Below are 25139 nucleotides of genomic sequence, written 5' to 3'. Positions count from 1 at the left end.
AAATGCTATGAGTAATTTTGAAGAAAACATTGAGGTTAAAGGTGCTAGAGCACATAACCTTAAAAATATTGATGTGACCATTCCTCGCGAAAAACTAGTGGTTATTACTGGTTTATCTGGTAGTGGTAAATCGTCATTAGCATTTGACACCATATATGCTGAAGGACAACGTCGTTATATCGAAACATTTTCTGCTTATGCTAGACAATTTTTAGGTGGTTTAGAGCGTCCTGATGTTGATAAAATTGATGGTTTATCTCCTGTAATTGCTATAGAGCAAAAAACAACCAGTAAATCTCCAAGGTCAACCGTTGGTACTATTACAGAGATTTATGACTTTTTACGTTTATTATATGCAAGAGGTAGTGATGCCTACAGCTATAATACTGGCGAAAAGATGGTGAGCTATAGCGATGAGCAGATTAAAGAATTGATTACCTCAAGCTATAAAGGCAAACGTATAAATATTTTAGCTCCTGTAGTACGTTCTAGAAAAGGACACTATCGCGAGTTATTTGAGCAAATTGCTAAACAAGGCTTTGTAAAAGTACGTACTGATGGCGAAATCAAGGATTTGGTTAAAGGTATGAAGTTGGATCGTTACAAAAACCACGATATTGAGATTGTAATTGATAGACTTAAAATTGATGATGGTGTTGATAATGACAAACGTTTAACCGAAAGTATTAATACTGCCATGTACCATGGTGATGATGTATTAATGATTATTGACCAAGACACACAAGAGGCTCGTTATTTTAGTCGTAGCTTAATGTGTCCAACTTCTGGCGTTTCTTACCCAAATCCAGAACCCAACAATTTTTCATTTAACTCGCCTAAAGGTGCTTGCGATAATTGTAATGGAATCGGAACTCTGTATCAAGTTAACGAAAAAAAGATTGTTCCTGACGATACGTTATCCATAAAAACAGGAGCTTTGGCTCCTCATGGTCCAGAAAAAAAGAGCTGGATTTTTAAACAATTTGAAACCATTGCAGAACGCTATAATTTTAAATTAAGCGATCCATATAAATCAATACCAGAAGAAGCTAAACAAATTATTATGTTTGGTGGTAATGAAAAATTTTCGGTAGAAAGTAAAACTTTAGGAATTACTAGAGACTATAAAATAGACTTTGAAGGTGTTGCTAACTTTATAGAAAATCAATACAAAAATGCTGAGTCAACCTCTTTAAAACGTTGGGCTAAAGACTATATGGATAAAATAGAGTGTCCAGTTTGTCAAGGTGCTAGACTAAAAAAAGAATCATTATACTTTAAAGTAAACGGTAAAAATATTGCTGAATTAGCTAATCAAGACATTAGTGATTTAGCCATTTGGTTTAAACAATTACCCGAATTTTTATCCAAAAAGCAAGTCAAAATTGCTGAAGAAATTATAAAAGAAATTAATGCTAGGCTTCAGTTTTTATTAGACGTTGGTTTGGACTATTTGTCTTTAAACCGAAGCTCAAAATCGTTATCTGGTGGAGAAGCACAACGTATTAGATTAGCCACACAAATTGGATCGCAATTGGTTGGTGTACTTTATATTTTGGACGAACCTAGTATTGGGCTACATCAACGTGATAACGAAAAATTAATTAATAGCCTTGTGTCTTTGCGTGACATTGGTAACTCTGTTATTGTGGTAGAACATGATAAGGATATGATAGAACGTGCAGATCATGTTATTGATATTGGACCTAGAGCTGGTAAACATGGAGGAGAAATTATTAGTCAAGGGACACCCAAACAGTTATTAAAAGAAAAAACACTTACTGCAGAATATTTGAATGGTAAAAGAGAAATCGAAATACCTAAAAAACGACGCGAAGGTAATGGTCACTTCCTAGAGCTTAAAGGCTGTACAGGTAATAATCTAAAAAATGTGTCTGTAAAATTTCCTTTAGGTAAAATGATTGGTGTTACAGGTGTCTCTGGTAGCGGAAAATCTACATTAATTAACGAGACACTCTACCCTATTTTAAACGCACACTACTTTAATGGTGTTAAAAAACCAATGCCATATAAAAGCATTAAAGGTTTAGAGCATATAGATAAGGTTATAGACATTAATCAGTCTCCTATTGGTCGTACACCAAGAAGTAATCCTGCAACTTACACCAAAACTTTTGACGAAATCCGTAGCCTTTTTGCTAAAATACCAGAAGCCATGATACGTGGTTATAAACCTGGACGATTCAGTTTTAATGTTGCTGGAGGACGTTGCGAAACCTGTAAAGGTGGTGGTTTGCGTGTTATTGAAATGAATTTTTTACCTGATGTGTATGTAGAATGTGAAACCTGTCAAGGTAAACGTTTTAATCGCGAAACATTAGAGATTAGATATAAAGGAAAAAGTATTAGTGATGTTTTAGACATGACTATAAACGAAGGTGTTGACTTTTTTGAAAACATTCCTAAAATTCATAAAAAACTAAAAACAATTAAAGATGTTGGATTAGGTTACATTACCTTAGGACAACAAAGCACAACACTTTCCGGTGGAGAAGCTCAGCGTATAAAATTAGCAACCGAGTTAAGTAAACGTGATACTGGTAATACCTTTTATATTTTAGACGAACCCACTACAGGCTTACATTTTGAAGACATTAGAGTGTTAATGATTGTTTTAAATAAATTAGCAAATAAAGGAAACACTGTCTTAATTATAGAACATAATTTAGATGTCATCAAAACCGTAGATCATATAATTGATATTGGTTACGAAGGTGGTAAAGGTGGTGGACAAGTCGTCGTAGAAGGCACTCCAGAAGTGGTTGCAAAACATAAAAAAAGCTATACAGCTAAATTTTTAAAGAAAGAATTAAAATAGTAATCCCAATGGTTACTTTTACAATAAATAATTAATAGAAAATAAACAGTTATATAATGAGAGAAGAAAAACATCCAAAAGGTTGGAATGAGAAAAAAACAAATGATTCTTGGGCGATTTTTAAAATCATGGGAGAATTTGTTAATGGATTTGAAAAGATGAGTGCCATAGGACCTTCTGTTTCAATTTTTGGTTCTGCACGTACTAAACCAGACCACAAGTATTATAAGTTAGCAGAAAATGTTGCGTCAAAAATTGTTGATGCTGGTTATGGTGTTATTACAGGTGGTGGACCTGGTATTATGGAAGCTGGTAATAAAGGTGCCCATTTAGCAGGAGGTACATCTGTTGGTTTAAACATAGAATTACCTTTTGAACAACACGATAATCCATATATAGATTCTGACAAGAACATCAATTTTGACTACTTTTTTGTTAGAAAAGTAATGTTTGTAAAATATAGCCAAGGTTTTGTCGTGATGCCAGGAGGATTTGGAACCTTAGACGAATTATTTGAAGCGATAACTTTAATACAAACTAATAAAATCGAAAAATTCCCAATTATACTTGTAGGTACTGACTTTTGGGAAGGTTTAATGGGATGGGTTAAAACAACACTTTTAGATAGTTTCGCAAATATTAGCGAAGGTGACTTAGATTTAATACATTTAGTAGATACAGCAGAAGAAGTTGTAGATATTTTAGATAGCTTCTACAAAGATTATGGATTAAGCCCTAATTTCTAAAACATTTAATGATAAAGAAAATTTTATACGCATTAATATTACTTAGTTTTTCAGGTGTCTATGCACAAGACACCTTTAAAACTATGTTTTATAATTTATTAAATTTTCCACTACAAGAACCTGCTAGTGATCGTCTAGATGAGCTAGACATTATATTATCCAATTACCAACCAGACCTTTTTATGGTTTGCGAGCTTAATAACAGCTCTGGAGCAAATGCTATTTTAAACATGATGCAACAAAGCATTAATGTTAATTATCAAATGGCAAACTTTACACTTAACTCAAGCGATAATAACTTAGGAGACCAAAACGACTTGCAAAACTTAATCTATTTTGATAGCACAAAATTTAGTTTAGAAGGACAAAATCAAGTAACTACAATTTATAGAGACTTTAACCATTATCAATTAAAATTAAACACACTTAATCAGGACACTGACCCAATATATTTAAACGTTATTGTCTGTCACTTAAAAGCATCAAGTGGTACTGAAAACCAACAATTACGTCTACAAATGGCACAGGACTTAACGTCCTATCTTTCTACTTTTTTAAGCACTGACTATTTTTTGTTAGCAGGAGATTTTAATGTGTACACTAATTCAGAGCCTGCTTTTCAAGAGTTTATTAATCCTTCAAACAACATTACTTTTATAGATCCAGCTAATAGGATGGGTAGTTGGCATAACAACCAAACTTATGTTGATGTTTTTACACAGTCTACCAGAACAGCAACTGGTTTAGGTGGTACAACAGGAGGTATTGACGACAGATTTGATTTTATACTAACAAGCACCTCAATGGTTAATAATCCAGAGTTACAGTATACACCTGGTAGTTACCAAGTGTTTGGCAACAATAACAATGAAAATTGTTGGAATGTAGCTATTAATAGTCCTGATTGTGCTGGTCCTTTATTCTCTGAAAGTATCAGAGAATCACTACACAATTTTAGTGACCACCTTCCCGTTACTTTAAATATAGAAACCAATCAAAACTTTTTAAATGTACCTGAGATTACATTAAAACAACCAGTTTTTGAGATTATTGGCACTAATATGGTAACAAGTTTACTTAAATTAAAAATTAACACAGCTTTACACGAAAATAATAACTTAAAGATTTACAATACTTTAGGTCAGGTCGTGAAAACAATTTTTATAAAAGACAAAACTATTAACGTTGATATTTCGTATTTATCAAACGGAATATATTACATTTCACTTAGCAATATTAACGTTCAACCTTTAAAGTTTATAAAAGTCAATTGAAGCTAAACTATTATATTTTTATTTGTTTTTTATTAAGTAGCATTTCGGCTTTAAGCCAAAATATTATTGATATTGATGCCATTTTTGACACTCAAAAAAACAGTATAAATATTACCCAAACTATCCAATATCAAAATAAAAGTAACACGGTTTTGGATACCATTTATTTAAATGATTGGAGTCATAGTTATTCTTCAAAAACAACACCACTTGCTGAGCGTTTTGCAGACGAGTTTAAAACTACATTTCATTTTGCAAATAATGAAGATCGTGGTTATACTGCCATAACAAGCATCAAACAATCTAATCAAACGACTTTTTTTGAACGTTTAATTAAGCATCCAGATGTAATTAAGGTAGCGCTTAACACACCTTTACAGCCCAATCAATCTTATAATTTAACGCTAACATACATAGTTCAAATACCCAATAATAAATTTACTAGGTATGGTGTTACAGATTCTGGAGACTATAATCTTAGGTTTTGGTACATTACTCCTGCTGTGTTTGATGGATCGTGGCATTATTACAGCAATAAAGATTTGGAAGACTTATTTGTAGAGCCAGCAGATTTAACCCTAAAAGTAACTTACCCTAATAAATTTACGCCTATTAGTGAATTAAATATTTTTAAAAATGAAATTGGTGATACCACAACTACTGTTTTTAAAGGGAAAGATAGGATTAATTCTAAGTTTTCTTTAGTAAAACTAAACGATTACTATACTGTTGAAACCGACTTTTTTAATATCCAATCTAATATTGATACTGAAAATTTAGAACCTGCTGAAGTTGCTATTGCAACAGACCGTGTTGCCCAATTTATAACTAATAATTTAGGTGATTATCCTCATGAAAAAGTATTGCTAACGTGGATAGATTACAAAAAAGACCCTATTTACGGACTAAATCTACTTCCAGATTTTATTAGACCTTTTGAGGATACTTTTCAATACGAACTTAAATTACTTAAAACCACTTTAAAGGTTTATTTAGAAAACACGTTATTAATAAATCCAAGAGAAGAGCAATGGTTGTTAGATGGTATACACATATATTATTTAATGAAATACGTCGAAAACTTTTATCCAGACCAAAAAATATTAGGTAAACTAGCAAATGTTTGGGGAGTTAGAGCCTTTCATGCTGCAGATCTTAATTTTAACGATCAATATTCGTTTTTATATATGCACATGGCACGTACCAATATTGACCAACCTATTGGCATGGCTAAGGATTCGTTATTAAAATTCAACAAAAATATTTCTAACAAGTATAAAGCTGCTATTGGACTTAATTATTTAGATGATTATATCGGAGATACTATTGTCAGCAAAACATTAAGTGATTTTGTTAAACAAACTAAATTAAAACGAATAACACCAAAGGATTTTGAAACTATATTAAGGTCTAAAACTTCTAAAAATATAGATTGGTTTTTTGAAGACTACGTTAGCACTAGCAAAAAGATAGATTTTAAAATTAAAAAAATTAAAAAATCAGAAGATTCTATTAAGATTACACTTAAAAATCTTAGAGATAACACCATGCCTATATCGCTGTTTACTTTACAAAACGATAGCATTACTTCTAAACAATGGATAGAAGGTTTTAACGGAAATAAAACCATTACAATAGCCAATACTAACGTTGATCAATTGGCTTTAAATTACGATAACGTCATACCAGAATTTAACCAACGTAACAACTATAAAAAATTAAATGGCTTTTTTCTAACCAATAAACCTTTGCAATTTAGATTATTTAAGGACATTGAAGACCCAAATTATAATCAAGTCTTTTTTATGCCAGAGTTTGAATATAATTTTTATGATGGCTTATCTCCAGGCTTAAAATTATATAATAAGACCTTACTTAGTAAACGTTTTTTATACAAATTAAGCCCTAAATATGGATTTAAGAGTAATCAAGTTGTTGGTAGTGCATCATTAATATACAATGCACGTCCTGAAGGGACAGATAATTTCAGGACACGTTATGGATTGTCTGGTAATTATTACAATTACGCTCCAAACCTAAGCTATACTTCATTTACACCTTTTATTGATTATAACTTTAGAAATCATAAAGACTTAAGAGATAATAAACGTGAGTTTTTATCTTTTAGATACATTAATATTAATAGAGAAGTTGACCCAACAGGTGAATTTGAAACAGATGGAGAGCCTAAATACTCAGTATTTAATGCTAAATATGGAGTGGTTGACAACAATTTAAAAGACTACGCGTCATTATTTACAGATGTACAGTTTGCTAAAAACTTTGGTAAAATATCGGCAACTTTAGAGTTTAGAAACTTAAACGAACATAACAAACAGTTTAATTTAAGGGTCTTTTCTGGTTTGTTTTTATACAATGACACGTATCAAGATTCTGACTTTTTTAGTTTTGCTTTAGACAGACCAACAGATTATTTATTTGATTACAATTACTTAGGTCGAAGCGAACAAACAGGTGTTTTAAGCCAACAAATTATAATTGCAGAAGGAGGTTTTAAATCTAAACTATCTCAACCTTTTGCTAATCAATGGATGACAACCATTAACACTAGTGCAACGCTTTGGAGGTATATTATGTTTTATGGTGATGCAGGAGTTATTAAAAATCAAAACTTTAGCCCAGAATTTGTTTACGATTCTGGTATAAGATTAAATCTAGTTGAAGATTATTTTGAGTTATACTTCCCTATTTACTCTAATTTAGGTTGGGAAATTGCACAACCAAATTATGACGAAAAAATCAGGTTTATAGTTACCCTTTCTCCTAAAACCTTATTAGGTCTATTTACTAGACGTTGGTATTAATAAATTCTTAGCAGATTCCTTTTTTTTGCGATTAATTTATTAATTAAGCCTAATTAAGGCTTAATTATTGAATAATTCACATTATTTTAAGATTTTTTGATATTGCTAAACCGACAAATTTTGATTAAATTTGTTTCAAATAATTCCTTACACATGCAAACAAAAGTTAACAATAAAAAAGACTTGTCTTTTGAAGATTTTAAAACTGAAGTTCTTAAAGATTACCACATTGCTGTAACCAGTCGTGAATGTAGCTTACTAGGACGTCGAGAAGTGTTAACCGGAAAAGCTAAGTTTGGAATATTTGGTGACGGTAAAGAAGTCCCTCAATTAGCTATGGCTAAAGCTTTCCAAAATGGAGATTTTAGATCAGGTTACTATCGTGACCAAACCTTTATGATGGCTATTGGAGAGCTAACAATAGAGCAATTTTTTGCTGGATTATATGCCAATACAGATTTATCTCAAGAACCAATGTCTGCAGGTAGACAAATGGGTGGACACTTTGCAACGCATAGTGTAGATGAAAACGGAAACTGGAAAAATCTAACAAAACAAAAAAACTCAAGTTCAGACATCTCTCCTACAGCAGGACAAATGCCTAGATTATTAGGTTTAGCACAAGCATCAAAAATTTACAGAAATGTAAAAGGTATTGATACCACCAATTTTTCTGTTAATGGAAATGAAATAGCTTGGGGAACAATAGGAAACGCAAGTACAAGTGAAGGTTTGTTTTTTGAAACCATCAATGCTGCTGGTGTTTTACAAGTGCCAATGGTAATTAGCGTTTGGGATGATGAATACGGAATCTCTGTACATGCAAGACACCAAACAACTAAAGAAAACATCTCTGAAATCTTAAAAGGATTTCAACGTGATAAAGATAATAATGGTTACGAAATCCTAAGAGTTAAAGGTTGGGATTATGCTAATCTAATAGCAACTTATGAAGAGGCTGCAAAAATAGCAAGAGAAGAGCATGTACCAGTTTTAATACATGTTAATGAGTTGACACAACCTCAAGGTCACTCAACGTCTGGATCGCATGAGCGTTACAAGGACAAAGACCGTTTAAACTGGGAAGCTAAAAATGATTGTAACCTAAAAATGCGCGAGTGGTTAATCGAAAACAGTATTGCTACTGACGAAGAACTACAAACCATTGAAAAAAATATAAAAAAGCAAGTTAGAGAAGCTAAAAAAGCAGCTTGGAACAATTACCTAAAACCTGCTTTAGCTGAAAAAGAAGAGTTAGTAAACCTACTATCAAATGTTGCAAAATCTAGCGCTAACAAAGTTTTTATTGAAAAAATAGTTAACGATCTTAAAGCTATTGGAGAACCAAATAGAAAAGACGCTGTTTCAGCTGCAAGAAAAGCACTACGTTATGTGATTTCTGAAAACTCTGCAGAAAAACAACAATTATTACAATGGATTGACACTTTTTTCACTAAAGTACAGCCATTATATAGCTCTGATTTATATAACGAGAGCTCGTCATCTGCCATTCATATTAAAGAAATTAAACCTAGTTATGACGCCAATGCTGAAGATGTAGATGGTCGTGTAGTATTAAGAGAAAATTTTGATACCATCTTTAATAAATATCCAGAAACTCTAGTCTTTGGTGAAGACGCAGGAAACATTGGAGATGTTAACCAAGGTTTAGAAGGTTTACAAGAAAAATATGGCGAGTTACGTGTTGCTGATGTTGGTATTAGAGAAGCAACCATTTTAGGTCAAGGTATTGGTATGGCTATGCGTGGCTTACGTCCAATTGCCGAAATCCAATATTTAGATTATATCTTATACGCTTTACAAATTATTAGTGATGATTTAGCAACTTTACGTTATAGGACTAAAGGTCGTCAAAAAGCACCACTAATTATTCGTACTCGTGGACACAGACTAGAAGGTATATGGCACTCTGGATCTCAAATGGGAGGCGTTTTAAACCTAGTTAGAGGTATACATGTGTTAGTCCCTAGAGATATGACTAAGGCTGCAGGTTTTTACAACACCCTTTTAAAAAGTGATGAGCCTGCTTTAATTGTTGAGTGTCTTAACGGTTATAGATTAAAAGAAAAATTACCTTCTAATATAGGTGAGTTTACTACACCAATTGGAGTTGTAGAAACTATAAAAGAAGGTGCAGATATTACTTTAGTATCTTATGGATCAACTTTAAGAATAGTACAACAAGCTGCCAAAGAGTTAGCTGAAGTTGGTATTGATGCAGAAATTATTGACATTCAATCTTTATTACCTTTTGACATCAATCATGACATTGTAAATAGTATTAAAAAGACAAACCGATTAATGGTTATTGATGAAGACGTTCCTGGTGGAGCATCTGCATATATATTAGATCAGGTAATTAACACGCAAAATGCCTTTAAATATTTAGACAGTCAACCTAAAACATTAGCTGCTAAACCACATAGACCTGCTTATGGTACAGATGGAGACTACTTCTCTAAACCATCAACTGAAGATGTATTTGAAGCTGTTTATGCTGTAATGCATGAATCTAATCCTGCTAATTTTCCTAAATTAAGATAATTAGCAAACGGTTTTAAATAGTATATAAAAAAAGCTCATCTAAAAAGATGAGCTTTTTTTGTTTTGTAATATAATTTGGTTAAGACTTAATAAAATCTATTAAAATAGTATTAAGTTCTTCTTTATGTGTAATATTTAATCCATGAGGAGCACCTTTAATTACAGTAAAGACATTATCTTTAATAGCCTTTGCTGCTTGATTTGCAGAGGTCTCAATTGGTACAGTAGCATCACTATCTCCATGTACAATTAATGTTGGTACATCTACATGTTTTAACTCATCTCTAAAATCGGTGTGCATCCATGCTTTAGCAGTTTCGATTGTAGCTCTTGGTGACGCATGTGAAGCGATTACAAAATCATAATCTAATTGTGCCTGACTAATTTTATCTTTATTGTCTTCAAAGTTATAAAAGCCTTTAGAAAATTCTTTTAAAAAGCCTACTCTATCCTCTTCTAAAGCATTTTGAATATCCTTTAAATCCTTTTCAGCAACACCAGATGGATTATCTTCTTTTTGCTTTACTAACGGAATAATACTACTTATTAAGGCAGTTTTAGCAACTTTATCTGTTCCAAAATCTGTACAATATCTAACAACTTCTCCTCCTCCCATCGAAAAACCTACGATAATAACATCATCAAGGTCTAACTGTGTTATAATTTGATTTAAATCACTAGCTAACGCAGAATAATCGTATCCACTCCAAGGTGCACTACTAATACCAAATCCTCTTCTATCGTATGATATACATCTGTAGCCTGACTCTACAATTTTCCAAACTTGGTGTTCCCAAGATTTCCTACTTAAAGGCCAACCATGAATTAAAATTACTGGCTGTCCTTTTCCGTAATCTTCATAAAAAATATCTACGTTTTCTGTTGTGTTTTTGTTTGTAATAAATGGCATATCAATTTCTTTTTTTTGGTTTACTTAAAGATAAAATATCATTATCCAAACAGTGTTAAACCCGACTTAAAGTATTACTAACAGGACGTTAAATAGCGTTAATAATAAAAATTAGACTATATAAACCACATACAATGCATAATAGCCATTATAAATAACTGCTTTTTTTATACCTTTAAAATCTATTAAAAAATTATGATAGAACAATCCGATTTAACAACAAGAGACTGGTTGGCTATTGAGCGAACCAAATTAGCTAACGAACGCACATTTTTAGCCTATTTTAGGACCTTTTTAGTGATTTTAGGCACAGGAATCACCATACTTAAATTAGATTTACTTGCTGATTTAAAAACGTATGGCATCATATTAATAGCAATAGCTCCTATTATATTAATAATTGGTATTGTACGCTTAATAATAGTTAAAAGCACGATAAAAAAACATTATAAAATTTAAATGAAAGCTGTATCTGTTGTTACTATCCGTAAAGAATTAAAACATAAAACCAATGAAGAATTGGCAGAATTATGTTTACGTTTATCACGTTTTAAAAAAGAAAACAAAGAGTTATTAACTTATTTATTATTTGAAGCGGATAGTGAAGCTGGTTATATTGAAACCGTTAAAGCTGAAATTGATGAGCAATTTGAATTAATAAATACCGACAGCTTTTTTTACATTAAAAAAAGTGTACGTAAGATTTTACGAAACACAAAAAAATACATTAGATACTCGCTTAATAAAGAGACTGAAGTCGAATTGCTATTATACTTTTGTAAGAAGCTAAAAGCTATGAAACCTTCAATCTCTAGAAATACAACCTTAACAAATTTGTATGATCGAAATATTGAAGCTATAACTAAAAAAATATTGGCGTTACATGAAGATTTACAGTATGATTATACTGCTGAATTAGAAGATATGTAGTTTAAAATTAAAACATAAAAAAAGCCAACCTCAAGGTTGGCTTTTAAATTCAATCTATAAATAAATTATGCTGTTTGCATATTGTGTTTACCTTCGTAGACCTCCTCTATTAATTTTTTATTAAAAGCAGGTAAATCATTTGGATTACGACTAGTTACTAAACCTTCATCTACTACTACTTCGCTATCTTCCCACATAGCTCCTGCATTTACTAAATCTCTTTTAATAGAGTTGAATGAAGTTACTTTACGACCTTGTAATACGCCAGCTTCTGCTAATAACCATGGTGCATGACAAATTGCTGCAACGGGTTTTTTATTTGCAAAAAATGATTTAATAAATCTGATGGCATCTTCATTACGCCTTAAGGTATCTGGATTAATTACTCCTCCTGGTAATACTAGTGCATTATAATCGTCTTGGGACACTTGGTCTAAAGTTTTATCTACATCATAACTGTTACTCCAGTTTCCGTCTGCCCAACTTTTAATTTGTCCCGATTTTTCTGAGACAATATGCACGTCTGCTCCTGCTTCTTTTAAAGCATTCATTGGTTCTTTTAATTCACTTTCTTCAAATCCATTGGTTGCTAAAATTGCAACTTTCTTTCTCTCTAAGTTTTCCATTTTATTTTTTTGGTTTTAGTTGTTAATAATTCAATTTCACTCTAAATTACTATAAATAGGAGTGTTACACGAATTTAAAAACCAGTTTAACTTGGATTTAATATCAAGTGTTAAATAAAATTGTGGAAGTGTTAAAACCTGTTGTGCTTAGTTAAAAAAATTAACTACTTAGGTTCTATAATTAAATAAACTGCTGTACTATCTCCAACATTAAGCACCTCGTGCTGACTAATTTTAGATTTAGACCAAGTCACTCCTGTTTTTACAGGAATAGTACGTGTACCTGTTGCATCTGTAATTTGAAACGTACTTCCTGCTAAGGTATAACCAAAATGTGGTTTGTGGTAATGCTTCTCATGACCAACATTGGCTGGAAAGGTACACTTTAAGATACGTTGCTTTTTAGTGTCTTGTAATACTTTGCAAACTTTATGTCCTTCCCATCCTGCTTCTAATGGATCAGGAAGGTTTTGTGTTGTTTTACACGACAAACTTAACAGTAATATTGCTAGTATATAATAGGGCTTCATAAGGTATGGTTAAGTTAGTAATAATACATTAATACATAATTTTCACCAACATCTCTTTAAGTAAATCACCTTGTGGCACAGCATTACTATCCACACCTTTACTTTTACCATCAAACTCACGTAAGGTTGCAATAACTTGACTAACTTTTCGCATTGGATAGTTGCGTGAAGCTTCAATATATTCGTTTACAAAATAAGGATTAACACGTAATGCAGACGCTACACTTCTTGGGTTTTTATCAGACATGCCATGTAAATGTAATAATTGAGAGAAAAAACTAAATAATAATGAGACTGTTAAAACCATAGGATTATCCTTTGGATTTTCAGCAAAATAATGTACAATTTTAAAGGCTTGTGCTGTATTTTTTGCACCAATAGCTTTACGTAATTCAAAGTTATTATAATCCTTACTTATTCCTATATTTTCTTCGATATGATCTGGAGTTATTTGCGTATCTCTTGGTAATACAATCTGCAGTTTATTTAACTCATTACTTAATTTGCTTAAGTCTGTACCCAAAAACTCCACTAACATTTGTGATGCTTTAGGTGTTATTGAATAGCCTTTTGGCGACAACACACGACTAATCCAATCTGGTACTTGGTTTTCGTAAAGTTTTTTACTCTCAAAAACTTGACCTGATTTTTTAATAGCCTTGTAAACTGCCTTACGTTTATCTACAGATTTATACTTATAACAAATAACTAAAACCGTTGTAGGTTGTGGGTTTTTAGCATAATCTGCCAATTGGTCTATGGTCCTTGACAAGTCCTGAGCCTCTTTTACAATGACTACTTGACGATCTGCCATCATAGGGTAACGTTTTGCGTTACTTACAATGTCATCCACAGTTATATCACGACCATATAAAACCATTTGATTAAAACCACGCTCTTCTTCCGTTAAAACGGTTTTTTCTATAAAATCAGATATTTTATCTATGTAATAAGCCTCCTCACCCATTAGTAAATAGATAGGTTTAAGCTTCTTATTTTTTATATCAGTAACTAACTGTTTGACTTCGTCCAAAGGAAAAAAATTTAAAAATTTGGTTTTTGACTTTTGAAGTTTAACTTTGAAAAAAACCGATTACCGTTAAATGCAAGAGTTAAACTTTCCAAAGTTTGTGTTTCGATTCAAAAATAACGAAAATAAAGTATCTATTTTTGATGTTATACGTAAAAGATTTATGGTCCTTCAACCTGAAGAATGGGTCAGACAACATTGTGTACATTATTTAATTGAGGTTAAAAAATATCCTATTTCTTTAATTAATGTTGAAAAAGAACTAAAGGTCAACGATTTAAAAAAACGTTATGACATTGTAATTTTTAATACAGATGGAAGCATCCATTTAATTGTTGAGTGTAAAGCGCCTAAAATAGAAATAAAACAAAACACTTTTGACCAAATAGCACGCTATAATTTAGCATTAAATGCAACCTATTTAATGGTAACAAACGGTTTAAATCATTATTATTGCAGTATGGATTTTAAGGCAGAACAATACCACTTTTTAAAAGACATACCAGAATACCAAAAACAATAGCAGAGATTAAGTCATAATCAATTGTTTTAACACCTAAACGCCTTTTTAAAGATTTGAAAATAGCAGTCGTTATACTTAACTGGAATGGAAAAGCATTGCTTGAGCAATTTTTACCATCAGTGATGTCCTACTCTCAAGATGCAGTTATATATGTTGCCGACAATGCCTCAACAGACGACTCTGTTGCATTTGTTAAAGCTACATATCCTGAGATTACAATTATTCAAAACTCAGAAAATGGAGGTTATGTAAAAGGCTATAACGATGCACTTCCTTTTGTTAAAGAAGACATATACTGTTTATTAAATAGCGACATAGAGGTAACACCCAATTGGTTAGTACCTGTTTTAGAAACTTTTAAAAATCAACCAGAAACAGCGATTATACAACCTAAAATATTAGATTACAAAAGCAAAGAAAAATTTGAATACGCTGGAGCTGCAGGAGGTTTTATAGACAAATATGGCTACCCATATTGCAGAGGTCGAATTTTTAATACTATTGAAGTTGACACCAATCAGTACCACAACAAAACCATTTTTTGGGCATCAGGTGCTTGCCTATTTATTAGACAATCTACCTTTAAAGCTTTGCATGGATTTGACAAATCCTATTTTGCCCATATGGAAGAAATTGATTTATGTTGGAGAGCATATAATAAAGGCTATTTAACCAAATACATAAATAATAGCACAGTATATCATGTTGGTGGAGCAACATTAGACGCAAGTAGTCCTAAAAAAACCTATCTAAATTTTAGAAACAGCTTGTTTACTTTAACTAAAAATGCCAAAGGAAACATTACTTTATTAATCTTAGCTAGATTAATATTAGATGGTATTGCAGCCTTTAAATTTTTAATAGAATTTAAACCTAATCACCTATTTGCAATATTAAAAGCACACCTATCTTTTTACAGACACTTGCCTGAGTTATTAAAAAAGCGCAAAGCAATCTTGCAAAAAGCTGGCTATTACCAAACAAAATCAATAGTTTACGACTATTTTATTTTAAAAAACAAAACGTTTACAAAGTAATGTTTAAATCTTATTACTAGGTTACTAATTGACTTAACCGTTTCAATTTTAATAAAACACCCAATCTGACAACAGACTGACAACTAAACGATTGAATATTAAAAATTTAACTTTAAAATTTTAAAGCTAATTTTTGATCCAAATTAAATTTCAGTTTTAGCAAAAGTTTTGTTAAAGCGTATTTTAACATTTTAATTATTTATACTTTTGGTGTGTATAAATTTAATTTATCATTTAAAAATTATGAAAAAAATCCTTTTATTTAGTGCAGGTGCACTACTATTATTAAGCTCTTGTGTGTCTAAAAAAGAATTTGCTGCATTAGAAGCAAAACAAAAAGAAACACAGGATTTATTGAACACAGCAACTGTTAAACTTAACTCTTGTTTAGCTGACGAAGCAGCATCTGCAGCTCGTCTTGCAGAATTACAAGCACGTTTAGCAGACATGAAAGCAAATAATCTTGCATTGATTGAAAGTACTAAAGATATGACAATGTTAACTGCTCAAGGCGCTAAAAATGTTGAAAAATCTTTAGAAAGTTTAAAAGAAAAAGACTTAAGAATTACAAGATTACAAGACGCTTTAACTAAAAAAGACAGTGTAACACTAGCTTTAGTAACAAGTTTAAAGAAAGAAGTTGGATTAAACGATCCAGATATCGAAATCAATGTTGAGAAAAGCGTTGTTTTCATTTCTTTATCTGACAAGTTATTATTTAAGAGTGGAAGCTACAACATTACTACTAGAGCTAACGAAATCTTAGGAAAAGTAGCTACAGTTATTAATGGAAAACCAAACTTTGAAGCAATGGTAGAAGGTCACACAGACAACGTACCTTACAACAAAGGTGGTGTATTAGTAGACAACTGGGACTTAAGTGTTAAACGTAGTACTGCTATTGTAAGAGCATTACAAGACTTAGGTGTTAAACCTCAGCAATTAATTGCAGCTGGACGTGGTGATCATTTACCTTTAGTACCAAATGATACTGCTGAAAACAGAGCAATTAACAGAAGAACTAAGATTTACATCTTACCTAAGATTGATCAGTTTTACGAAATGATTGAAACTGAAATGAAGAGTTTATCTAAAGAGAAATAATTCATTTAATTGAAATATAAAAGCCCAACATTATAGGTTGGGCTTTTTTTTTGTTTAAAAATCTTATCGTTTTTTACATCATGCGTTTAAGATAGATGTAAATAATCTGATTGTTAGTTGATGTGTTTAAAATATCAACTAAAAAATCTCGGTACTACCTTTTCCTTCTCTTATTATTTCAGGTTCGTCACCTGACAAATCAATAATTGTTGATCCTTGATTACCTCCATAACCACCATCAATAACTAAATCCACCAAGTTATTCCATTTTTCTAAAATCAATTCGGGATCTGTAGTGTACTCTAAAATAGTATCATCATCTCTAATAGATGTGGACACAATTGGATTACCTAAAGCTTTAACAATATCTAAAGCAATAGCATTATTTGGCACTCTAATACCAACTTCTTTTTTCTTTTTAAAAGCAGCAGGTAATGTTTTTGAACCAGGTAAAATAAAGGTATAAGGTCCTGGTAAAGCTCGTTTTAATATTTTAAATGTTGTACTATCTATTTGCTTTACATAGTCCGACAGATTACTAAGGTCGTGACAAATAAAAGAAAAATTGGCTTTGTCAAGTTTTACACCTTTAATTCTAGCAATACGTTCTAGAGCTTTTGTGTTGGTAATATCGCATCCTAAACCATAAACCGTATCTGTAGGATAAATAATAAGTCCTCCTTTTTTTAGGATGTTTACTACCTTTTTAATTTCCTTAGGATTTGGGTTTTCTTCGTAAATTCTGATAAAGTCTGCCATAATAAAATATTTAAATATTATCCAATTAGTTCTAATTTAGCAAAACGTAGCAAAAGTTTCTTTTTACCACCAAATTCAAAATCAATTTCAGCTTTAACGTCACCACCTTTACCTTCAATACTTAAGACTTCTCCTCTACCAAATTTTAAATGCTTAACGCGATTACCTACTGTTAATTCTCCTCCAAATAAGTTAGCTTCAGCAGGAGCTTTAATCTCTGATGCTTTTTTAAGTTTTTTAGGTGCACTAATCTCAAAATTGACAGGCTTTGCTTTGTCTTTCTTTTTAAATTTAGGTTGCACTGGTTTTTTAAATCTTACCTTATTAGGTGGTGTGTCTCCAAAAATATCTGCAGACAACATTGGGTTTATGCGTCGCTCTTCGATTGGCGTTATAATGTCTAAAAATTGATCGTCAATTTCTTCAATAAATCTACTAGGTTCTGAGTCTACTAATTTTCCCCAACGGTAACGTGACAAGGCATAGGTTAAATAGGCTTTTTTCTCGGCTCTAGTTAAGGCTACATAAAATAAACGACGCTCTTCCTCTAGCTCGCTTCGAGTATTCATACTCATTGCACTTGGAAATAAGTCTTCTTCTAATCCTACAATAAATACATTACTAAACTCTAACCCTTTGGATGAGTGAATAGTCATTAATGCCACGTGATCAGGATCACCTTTGTCTCCATCTAAATCTGTTGCTAGAGCTATATCTTCTAAAAACTCGGCTAAATCATCTTTAGAGTCTGCGATTTCCATTTGTCCTTCAACAAAGTCCTTAATACCATTTAGTAATTCTTCTACATTTTCTAAACGTGTTACACCTTCAGGAGTATTATCCTTATTAAATTCTTTTATTAAACCACTAGTTTTAGTAACATATTCCGCTAAATCAAAAGCATTGGCTGTTTGATTCATTACCTGATAGCTTTTAATAAGGGTTACAAAATCTTTAAGCTTATTTTTTGTACCTGTATTAATGTTAATGTTTGCACTATCAATGTTTTCTAATAATTCAAAAATGGTTTTGCCTGACTCATTAGCTGCAACCATTAATCTATCAATAGTTGTTTGACCAATACCACGAGCTGGATAATTAATGACACGTTTTAAGGCCTCTTCATCTGATGGATTAAGAATTAATCTTAGGTATGCTGTTACATCTTTAATTTCTTTTCTTTGGTAAAAAGACAAGCCTCCATAAATACGATACGGAATGTTTCGTTTACGTAAAGCTTCCTCCATTGCACGCGATTGTGAATTGGTACGATATAAAATCGCGAAATCACTATTAGGAACGTGGTCTGTCATTTTAGTTTCCCAAATGGCACTTGCAACAAAACGACCTTCGTCACCATCTGTTAAACTGCGATGCACCTGTACTTTGGGTCCTTCGACATTTGCAGTCCAAACTATTTTATCTAATTTAGTTTGGTTATGCTCAATAACAGAGTTTGCTGCACCAACAATATTTTTTGTAGAACGGTAGTTTTGTTCTAATCGGTACATTTTTACATCTTCATAATCCTTCTGGAAGTTTAAGATGTTACTAATGTTTGCTCCTCTAAAGGCATAAATACTTTGTGCATCATCACCTACCACACAAATGTTTTGAAAACGGTCTGCTAAAGCACGTACAATTAAATATTGACTATGGTTAGTATCCTGATACTCATCCACCAATATGTATCTAAATTTATCTTGATATTGCGCTAATACTGATGGAAAACGTGTTAACAACTCGTTAGTACGAAGTAATAAATCATCAAAATCCATTGCTCCTGCTTTAAAGCAACGCTCCACATAAGCTTGGTAGATTTCACCCATTCTTGGGCGTCTAGCCATAGCGTCTGCCTCCATTAATTCTGGATTATTAAAATAGGCTTTTACTGTAATTAAACTGTTTTTGTAAGATGAAATCCTACTATATACTTGTTTGGTTTTATACAAGTCTTTATCTAGACCCATTTCTCTAATAATAGAACCCATTAATTTTTGAGAATCTTGGGTATCATAAATAGTGAAATTACTAGGATAACCTAAATGATGTCCTTCAAAACGTAAGATTTTAGCAAAAACCGAGTGAAAGGTTCCCATCCATAAGTTTTTAGCCTCACTTGCACCTACAATTTCGGCAATTCTGCCTTTCATTTCTTTAGCTGCTTTATTTGTAAAGGTTAATGCTAAGATGTTGAAAGCGTCCACACCTTGATTCATTAAATAGGCTATTCTGTAGGTTAGCACACGTGTTTTTCCAGAACCTGCACCTGCGATAATAATCATAGGTCCATCTTTTTGAACTGTTGGCGCGTATTGTGCTTCGTTTAACTGACTTAAATATTTCTCCAATTTATATTCTTTTTTAAAAAAAGCAAAATTAACCAAACCCTCTGTTTTTACTCTAAAGATTTGTTATTAATTATAAACAATCAATTATCTTTTTTACCGTCACCTGCCATAGCAGAGATTAATCCTGCTTGCGCATTTTTCCAAACAAAATTAAATATTGATTTAGTCTGGTCACGTTCTACTGTTTTAGTGTTACTATCTCTAAAATTATCTTTAGCGTCTTTGCTATCCTTTGAAACAAAAATATTAATGATTTTTGATAGTAATTTATTTTTCTCGTTACCGTTTTCTTTAAGTAAAATAATATCAAAATTAGTGTACTTTGTTTTTAAGTCTACATTAGAGGTTACTGCATTACCATCTATTGTAAACATTGTTTTAGCTAAGTCGCCTTCTAATTTTAAGTTTAAATTAGGTTGCATAAATTGGTTTAAATGGTCTGCTTTTAAGCCTCCTAAATCCGCCTTAAACACAAAATTATCCTGCTTATCATTTACGTCAAAAGACCAATCCACTTTAAGAGGTGTGCTTTGCATAAAATTACAATCAATTTTAATTTTAGTTTTTATTGGACTTTTATAGGTATTACTAACATGACTTAGTGTTGCGTTAAAATCACTAAATGTTAATTGTCCTGCTTCATTCTCTGGTTTTACTTTTTCTTGGTAGGTAATTTTACCCTTTACAATCTCAATAAGCTTAAGGTCTAACTTTATATTTAGTGTTCTTAACATTTTGCTATATAAATCCTTTGTGGTCAAATCGTCTGCAACAAGCTTATCTCTATAAATAGTAAAATCAGGTTGGCTAATGGTTATTTTATCTGATGTAAATCCAGAAAACTTAGTGTTATCAAATTTAAAGTTATGATTATCCATTATTATTTCTGGACTAATCAAATCAAAATGATCTCGCTCTGTGGCTATCTTGTTTGACAATTCTGTCTTATCATATTTTGTTTTAAAACTAAATCCAGACAATGTGGTTTTAGTATTATCTATTTTTAATGTATCAATACTTAGGTTTTCAAACTTACCAACCTGATATTTTAAGTTATTTGCTGAAACTGTACTTGACTTAAATTTGAAAAGTGTTTTAGTGTCTAGATCATCATTTATCGAAATTTGCGTCATTAAAAAATTCAAGTTGTTTGTACTTAAAATTATTGAATCGTTTTCAACATTTATTACTTTAACCGAAGCCTTATTGACATTAAAATTTTTAATATACAGTGCTTTCTTTATATTTTTTAAAACAGACTGACTGCCTTGGTCTGTATCTGCCAATGGATTATGGTAATAGGTTACTAAAGGCGTCTCAAAATTTAATGCTTCAAATTTTAGTTTATCATTAAATAAATAGCTCCAATATCCAAAACCTTTAATATCTAAATTAGCTAACTTAACTTCTGCGTTAACTTGATTGGTGGTTTTACCTTTTACAGTAAGTAAAGGTGCTTTAAATGTAATATTTCCTTGCAATAAACTGACATCTAAATCATCATACACTATCGTTATATGTTCGGGTAGATTAACAATATAATCTTTAAGTTTATTTTTAGCTATAGTATTTGCTATCAATAGCGAAACCGTTGCCAAAACTACAAAAACAACAATTCCAATAAGTATTTTTTTTCTTTTCATGCTCATTCTATAAAGATAAAACTAACAATCCTAAGTACCACAATTTTAAAAAATCTTTAAGAAAACTTAATTCACTTTAAATTTTAATTTTTAACGCGTTTTAAAAGTATCTATAATTAGACTAAACACAGTATGGATTGCACAATTATGATTATTTTGTAAGATAAATAGTAATCAAAAATATAGATATTCGTTACTTTTGAAAAAAAACCTTTAATAAAGCATGGACACATTTGTAAACCTAATTTCAAACATTTCTTGGTGGCTTTGGATTATAATTGTTTTAGTTATAATAGCAATTAGAGACATTATTCAAAAAAAACACACAATAAGTCACAACTTTCCAATAGTGGGTCATTTTAGGTATATGTTAGAAAAAATTGGACCAGAATTAAGGCAATACCTTGTAGCAAATAACAGAGAGGAATTACCTTTTAATCGTATTGAACGTGGTTGGATTTATGCGTCTGCTAAAAAAGAGAATAACTACGAAGGTTTTGGTACAGATAGAGATATATACGCACATCAGCATATATTTATTAATAATGCCATGATGCCATACAAGGTTGAGGATAATCATCCACACGCGTCAGACAAGACGTTTTTACCTTGTGCTAAAGTCATGGGAGCCTATAATAAACGAAGAAAACCCTACAGACCTGGCTCTGTAATTAATGTATCTGCAATGAGTTTTGGCTCGCTTTCCGCGAAAGCGGTTGAATCCTTAAACAAAGGAGTTAAAATAGCTGGAGCCTACCATAATACAGGTGAAGGAGGTTTGTCTCCTTATCACAGTTATGGTGGAGATGTTGTGTTTCACTTTGGAACTGGATATTTTGGCGTACGTGCTGCAGATGGTGGTTTTTCAATGGACAAAATGGTACAATTAGTAGAAAACAATCCTTTTATTAGAGCAATTGAAGTAAAACTATCGCAAGGTGCAAAACCTGGAAAAGGTGGTGTTTTACCAGGTGCTAAAATTACGCCTCAAATTGCAGAAATTAGAGGTGTAGAAGTAGGTAAAGACGTGCTATCTCCACCAAATCACAAAGCCTTTAGTAACGTTCCAGAATTAGTAGATTTTATAGAAGCTATTGCTGACAAAACAGGATTACCTGTAGGTATTAAAGCTGCAATTGGTAAACTGGAACAATGGGAAGAATTGGCAGATATAATGGTTAAAACTGGTAAAGGTCCAGATTTTATCACTGTTGATGGTGGCGAAGGTGGTACAGGTGCTGCTCCACCAAGTTTTGCTGACCATGTTAGTTTACCTTGGGTTTACGGTTTTGGAGATTTATATAAATTGTTTCAAAGCAAGGGATTAAGCGAGCGTATTGTTTTTATTGGTAGTGGTAAATTAGGATTTCCTGCTAAAGCTGCTATGGCTTTTGCAATGGGAGCCGATTGTATTAATGTTGCTAGAGAAGCCATGATGAGTATTGGATGTATCCAAGCACAAGTTTGCCACACTAATACCTGTCCAAGTGGTGTTGCAACACAAAATAAATGGTTGCAAAATGGTATTGATCCAACTTTAAAATCAGAGCGATTAGCGCAATATTTTAAAACCTTTAGAAAAGAATTTATCGAAATCACTCATGCTGCAGGTTATGAGCATCCATGCCAATTTAAAATGACAGACATTGAAGTTAACGTTGATGATCACAATTTATCTAAAGAGTTAAATAATACGTATGGTTACGAAAAAACTGTGGTTCCGTTTAACGGAATTCAAAACTTAAAAGATTGTCAATATTTAGGCGGAAAAGCTTAAAATGCTACAAAGAGGTTTCAATCGAAACCTCTTTTTTATTACTATTTAAACCTCTACAATTAAAACATTACACATCTTACCATAACAACATCAGTTTACTTGTACAATAATTTAAAACATATTAAGTTTGTTACTTAACTAAAATTTATCCCATGGAAGAACAGCTTTTAAACTTACTAATGTATACAGTCCCTTCAATAATTACAGGTGCAATTGCCTATCTGTTTTTTAGAGAGCACATGCAAAACGAAGAGGAGCGTCGTAAATTTGATATTGTTAAAACTTTAAATAAAGAGTCACTTCCTGTTAGATTACAGGCTTATGAGCGTATCGCACTATTTTTAGAACGTATCTCTCCAAATAAACTTCTATTACGTGTTGCTCCATTATCTTCAGACAAACAAGCTTATGAAGATTTACTTATAAAAAACATTGAACAAGAATTTGAACATAACCTATCACAGCAAATTTACTTAAGCAATGATTGTTGGACCATTGTTAATGCTTCAAAAAGTGCAACCATACAATTAATTAGAAAAGCAGGAATGAGCGAAAAAATAGACTCTGCTAATAAGCTTAGAGAAACCATTTTAAGCGAAATGATTGACAAACCTGCACCAAGCAATGCTGGACTGCATTATATTAAAAAGGAAGTTGGAGAAATGTGGTAACCACTTTTAAAAACTTAAAAAAGCCTTATCAATCGATAAGGCTTTTTTTTATGCTTAATATTAATTTTTTATTTTTTAAATTATGGTATTGGTACTGTAGAGCTATACTCGTCATGATTATCGTATTTATCCTGAGCATACAAATACCCTTGTAACCACCACTCTTCCATTAATTTTTTATTAAAAATCAATGAATTTTCAGTCAACTTAGTTGGTGTGTAGTATAGGTTTAACTTTACATTTCTGTGTTTTGCTGCTAATTTACCAATTGCTATATCTCCTTTTTCAACTTGATCTAATAAGTGACCAAAAAGATTTATCATTAACGAGAACGGGTTTTTACCCAAAACCTTATTGTATTCTAGGTTTTCACTTTCTAAAACAATAGCATCAACTTCTGTAGCACCTCGTAAAATAGCTTCCCTAATAGGGATTACACAACCCAAACCTCCATCTGCATATTCAAAACCATCTTTTATAGCCAAAGACATAAATGGTATATAATTACACGATATCCAAACCCACTCGCAAAACTCTTCATAACTATAATCGTTAATAGACTTATACTCTACTCTATTTTTAGATAGGTTTGTTACAGTGACCACAACGTCTTCTTTAGTAGCTTTAATTAAATCATACTCTGCTTTAGTAAAATGCTCCTTGATATGTTTTTTTAGGTTTTTACTTTCGCCAAAGGTTCGTTTTCTTTTAATAAATTGTAAAGCAGTATTAAAATAATTAATCGACACATACTCTCTGTCTCCTTTTTTCTTAATTACAAAGGGATTAATACTAAAAATAGAATTCTGATTAACATGCGTGTAAATATCATATAGCTTTCCAATGTTTCCGGTTGCTAAATGCGGAATTAGTAAACTTCCAGTAGATGTACCCAAAAACATATCGTACTTTTTACCTTCTTGTTCTATCAAATGTTGTGCAACGCCACCTGCAAATGCACCTTTACTTCCTCCTCCAGATATAACTAATGCTTTCAAA

General features: G+C 31.8%; 20 protein-coding genes. 12 read left to right on the top strand and 8 right to left on the bottom strand.

The window, feature by feature from the left end:
* Positions 1-7 precede the first annotated feature (7 nt).
* The 5 genes from uvrA to M890_RS0107735 all read left to right on the top strand — a co-directional run bounded on the left by uvrA (position 8) and on the right by M890_RS0107735 (position 10249).
* Positions 8-2839 (top strand): excinuclease ABC subunit UvrA, encoded by a 2832-nt coding sequence (uvrA, locus tag M890_RS0107755; protein ID WP_028282991.1) that lies wholly within the window; start codon positions 8-10, stop codon positions 2837-2839.
* Between the two features lie 56 nt (positions 2840-2895).
* Entirely contained in the window at positions 2896-3585 is a 690-nt protein-coding gene (locus M890_RS0107750; RefSeq protein WP_028282990.1) for an LOG family protein, read from the top strand.
* 8 nt (positions 3586-3593) lie between these two features.
* Positions 3594-4859 carry a T9SS type A sorting domain-containing protein gene (locus M890_RS0107745; protein WP_028282989.1) on the top strand — a complete coding sequence of 422 codons (1266 nt, stop codon included), beginning with the start codon at positions 3594-3596 and terminating at the stop codon, positions 4857-4859.
* Positions 4856-7684 (top strand): gluzincin family metallopeptidase, encoded by a 2829-nt coding sequence (locus M890_RS0107740; RefSeq protein WP_028282988.1) that lies wholly within the window; start codon positions 4856-4858, stop codon positions 7682-7684. The genes M890_RS0107745 and M890_RS0107740 overlap by 4 nt, the downstream gene beginning before the upstream one ends.
* 153 nt (positions 7685-7837) lie before the next feature.
* Positions 7838-10249 carry an alpha-ketoacid dehydrogenase subunit alpha/beta gene (locus M890_RS0107735; protein ID WP_028282987.1) on the top strand — a complete coding sequence of 804 codons (2412 nt, stop codon included), beginning with the start codon at positions 7838-7840 and terminating at the stop codon, positions 10247-10249.
* A gap of 79 nt (positions 10250-10328) precedes the next feature.
* Here the strand turns inward: M890_RS0107735 and M890_RS0107730 are convergent, their stop codons facing one another.
* Positions 10329-11159: an alpha/beta fold hydrolase gene (locus M890_RS0107730; protein WP_028282986.1), complete on the bottom strand. Its 831-nt coding sequence runs from the start codon at positions 11157-11159 to the stop codon at positions 10329-10331.
* Between the two features lie 195 nt (positions 11160-11354).
* On the opposite strand from M890_RS0107730, the gene M890_RS0107725 reads away from it, so the two are divergent.
* A complete protein-coding gene (locus M890_RS0107725; protein WP_028282985.1) occupies positions 11355-11618 on the top strand; it encodes a DUF202 domain-containing protein in 264 nt (87 codons plus the stop codon).
* Entirely contained in the window at positions 11619-12089 is a 471-nt protein-coding gene (locus tag M890_RS0107720; RefSeq protein WP_028282984.1) for a hypothetical protein, read from the top strand.
* 65 nt (positions 12090-12154) lie between these two features.
* On the opposite strand, the gene M890_RS0107715 is transcribed toward M890_RS0107720, so the two are convergent.
* The 3 genes from M890_RS0107715 to holA all read right to left on the bottom strand — a co-directional run bounded on the left by M890_RS0107715 (position 12155) and on the right by holA (position 14278).
* Positions 12155-12715, bottom strand: a complete 561-nt coding sequence (locus M890_RS0107715; RefSeq protein ID WP_028282983.1) for a type 1 glutamine amidotransferase domain-containing protein — start codon at positions 12713-12715, stop codon at positions 12155-12157.
* A 164-nt stretch (positions 12716-12879) separates the two neighbouring features.
* Complete coding sequence (locus M890_RS0107710) at positions 12880-13245, bottom strand: hypothetical protein (RefSeq protein ID WP_028282982.1); 366 nt, start codon at positions 13243-13245, stop codon at positions 12880-12882.
* 28 nt (positions 13246-13273) lie between these two features.
* Entirely contained in the window at positions 13274-14278 is a 1005-nt protein-coding gene (gene holA, locus M890_RS0107705; protein ID WP_028282981.1) for a DNA polymerase III subunit delta, read from the bottom strand.
* A 70-nt stretch (positions 14279-14348) separates the two neighbouring features.
* On the opposite strand from holA, the gene M890_RS0107700 reads away from it, so the two are divergent.
* The 3 genes from M890_RS0107700 to M890_RS0107690 all read left to right on the top strand — a co-directional run bounded on the left by M890_RS0107700 (position 14349) and on the right by M890_RS0107690 (position 16939).
* Positions 14349-14798, top strand: a complete 450-nt coding sequence (locus M890_RS0107700; RefSeq protein ID WP_028282980.1) for a type I restriction enzyme HsdR N-terminal domain-containing protein — start codon at positions 14349-14351, stop codon at positions 14796-14798.
* Positions 14799-14851: 53 nt separating this feature from the next.
* Positions 14852-15835, top strand: a complete 984-nt coding sequence (locus tag M890_RS0107695; protein ID WP_028282979.1) for a glycosyltransferase family 2 protein — start codon at positions 14852-14854, stop codon at positions 15833-15835.
* Positions 15836-16078: 243 nt separating this feature from the next.
* Positions 16079-16939: an OmpA/MotB family protein gene (locus M890_RS0107690; RefSeq protein ID WP_028282978.1), complete on the top strand. Its 861-nt coding sequence runs from the start codon at positions 16079-16081 to the stop codon at positions 16937-16939.
* 138 nt (positions 16940-17077) lie between these two features.
* On the opposite strand, the gene M890_RS0107685 is transcribed toward M890_RS0107690, so the two are convergent.
* The 3 genes from M890_RS0107685 to M890_RS0107675 all read right to left on the bottom strand — a co-directional run bounded on the left by M890_RS0107685 (position 17078) and on the right by M890_RS0107675 (position 21692).
* Complete coding sequence (locus M890_RS0107685; RefSeq protein WP_028282977.1) at positions 17078-17698, bottom strand: L-threonylcarbamoyladenylate synthase; 621 nt, start codon at positions 17696-17698, stop codon at positions 17078-17080.
* A 17-nt stretch (positions 17699-17715) separates the two neighbouring features.
* A complete protein-coding gene (locus M890_RS0107680; RefSeq protein ID WP_028282976.1) occupies positions 17716-20049 on the bottom strand; it encodes an ATP-dependent helicase in 2334 nt (777 codons plus the stop codon).
* A gap of 80 nt (positions 20050-20129) precedes the next feature.
* A complete protein-coding gene (locus M890_RS0107675; protein ID WP_028282975.1) occupies positions 20130-21692 on the bottom strand; it encodes an AsmA family protein in 1563 nt (520 codons plus the stop codon).
* Between the two features lie 223 nt (positions 21693-21915).
* On the opposite strand from M890_RS0107675, the gene M890_RS0107670 reads away from it, so the two are divergent.
* Together M890_RS0107670 and M890_RS0107665 are read left to right on the top strand one after the other, a co-directional pair.
* Positions 21916-23469: an FMN-binding glutamate synthase family protein gene (locus M890_RS0107670; protein WP_028282974.1), complete on the top strand. Its 1554-nt coding sequence runs from the start codon at positions 21916-21918 to the stop codon at positions 23467-23469.
* Between the two features lie 152 nt (positions 23470-23621).
* A complete protein-coding gene (locus M890_RS0107665) occupies positions 23622-24140 on the top strand; it encodes a DUF7935 family protein (protein ID WP_028282973.1) in 519 nt (172 codons plus the stop codon).
* A gap of 80 nt (positions 24141-24220) precedes the next feature.
* Here the strand turns inward: M890_RS0107665 and M890_RS0107660 are convergent, their stop codons facing one another.
* Entirely contained in the window at positions 24221-25138 is a 918-nt protein-coding gene (locus M890_RS0107660) for a patatin-like phospholipase family protein (RefSeq protein ID WP_028282972.1), read from the bottom strand.
* Position 25139 lies beyond the last annotated feature (1 nt).

The organism is Olleya marilimosa CAM030 (assembly GCF_000518485.1).
GTDB lineage: Bacteria > Bacteroidota > Bacteroidia > Flavobacteriales > Flavobacteriaceae > Olleya > Olleya marilimosa.
The sequence above is the reverse complement of the archived record's forward strand: the minus strand, read 5'-3'. Positions and strand labels throughout refer to the sequence as shown.

Bases quoted from the DNA above. Each gene is read 5' to 3' on its own strand.
- uvrA (WP_028282991.1), top strand. From the start codon at position 8: ATGAGTAATTTTGAAGAAAACATTGAGGTTAAAGGTGCTAGAGCACAT.
- M890_RS0107750 (WP_028282990.1), top strand. From the start codon at position 2,896: ATGAGAGAAGAAAAACATCCAAAAGGTTGGAATGAGAAAAAAACAAAT.
- M890_RS0107745 (WP_028282989.1), top strand. From the start codon at position 3,594: ATGATAAAGAAAATTTTATACGCATTAATATTACTTAGTTTTTCAGGT.
- M890_RS0107735 (WP_028282987.1), top strand. From the start codon at position 7,838: ATGCAAACAAAAGTTAACAATAAAAAAGACTTGTCTTTTGAAGATTTT.
- M890_RS0107730 (WP_028282986.1), bottom strand. From the start codon at position 11,159: ATGCCATTTATTACAAACAAAAACACAACAGAAAACGTAGATATTTTT.
- M890_RS0107725 (WP_028282985.1), top strand. From the start codon at position 11,355: ATGATAGAACAATCCGATTTAACAACAAGAGACTGGTTGGCTATTGAG.
- M890_RS0107720 (WP_028282984.1), top strand. From the start codon at position 11,619: ATGAAAGCTGTATCTGTTGTTACTATCCGTAAAGAATTAAAACATAAA.
- M890_RS0107715 (WP_028282983.1), bottom strand. From the start codon at position 12,715: ATGGAAAACTTAGAGAGAAAGAAAGTTGCAATTTTAGCAACCAATGGA.
- M890_RS0107710 (WP_028282982.1), bottom strand. From the start codon at position 13,245: ATGAAGCCCTATTATATACTAGCAATATTACTGTTAAGTTTGTCGTGT.
- M890_RS0107700 (WP_028282980.1), top strand. From the start codon at position 14,349: ATGCAAGAGTTAAACTTTCCAAAGTTTGTGTTTCGATTCAAAAATAAC.
- M890_RS0107690 (WP_028282978.1), top strand. From the start codon at position 16,079: ATGAAAAAAATCCTTTTATTTAGTGCAGGTGCACTACTATTATTAAGC.
- M890_RS0107685 (WP_028282977.1), bottom strand. From the start codon at position 17,698: ATGGCAGACTTTATCAGAATTTACGAAGAAAACCCAAATCCTAAGGAA.
- M890_RS0107675 (WP_028282975.1), bottom strand. From the start codon at position 21,692: ATGAAAAGAAAAAAAATACTTATTGGAATTGTTGTTTTTGTAGTTTTG.
- M890_RS0107670 (WP_028282974.1), top strand. From the start codon at position 21,916: ATGGACACATTTGTAAACCTAATTTCAAACATTTCTTGGTGGCTTTGG.
- M890_RS0107665 (WP_028282973.1), top strand. From the start codon at position 23,622: ATGGAAGAACAGCTTTTAAACTTACTAATGTATACAGTCCCTTCAATA.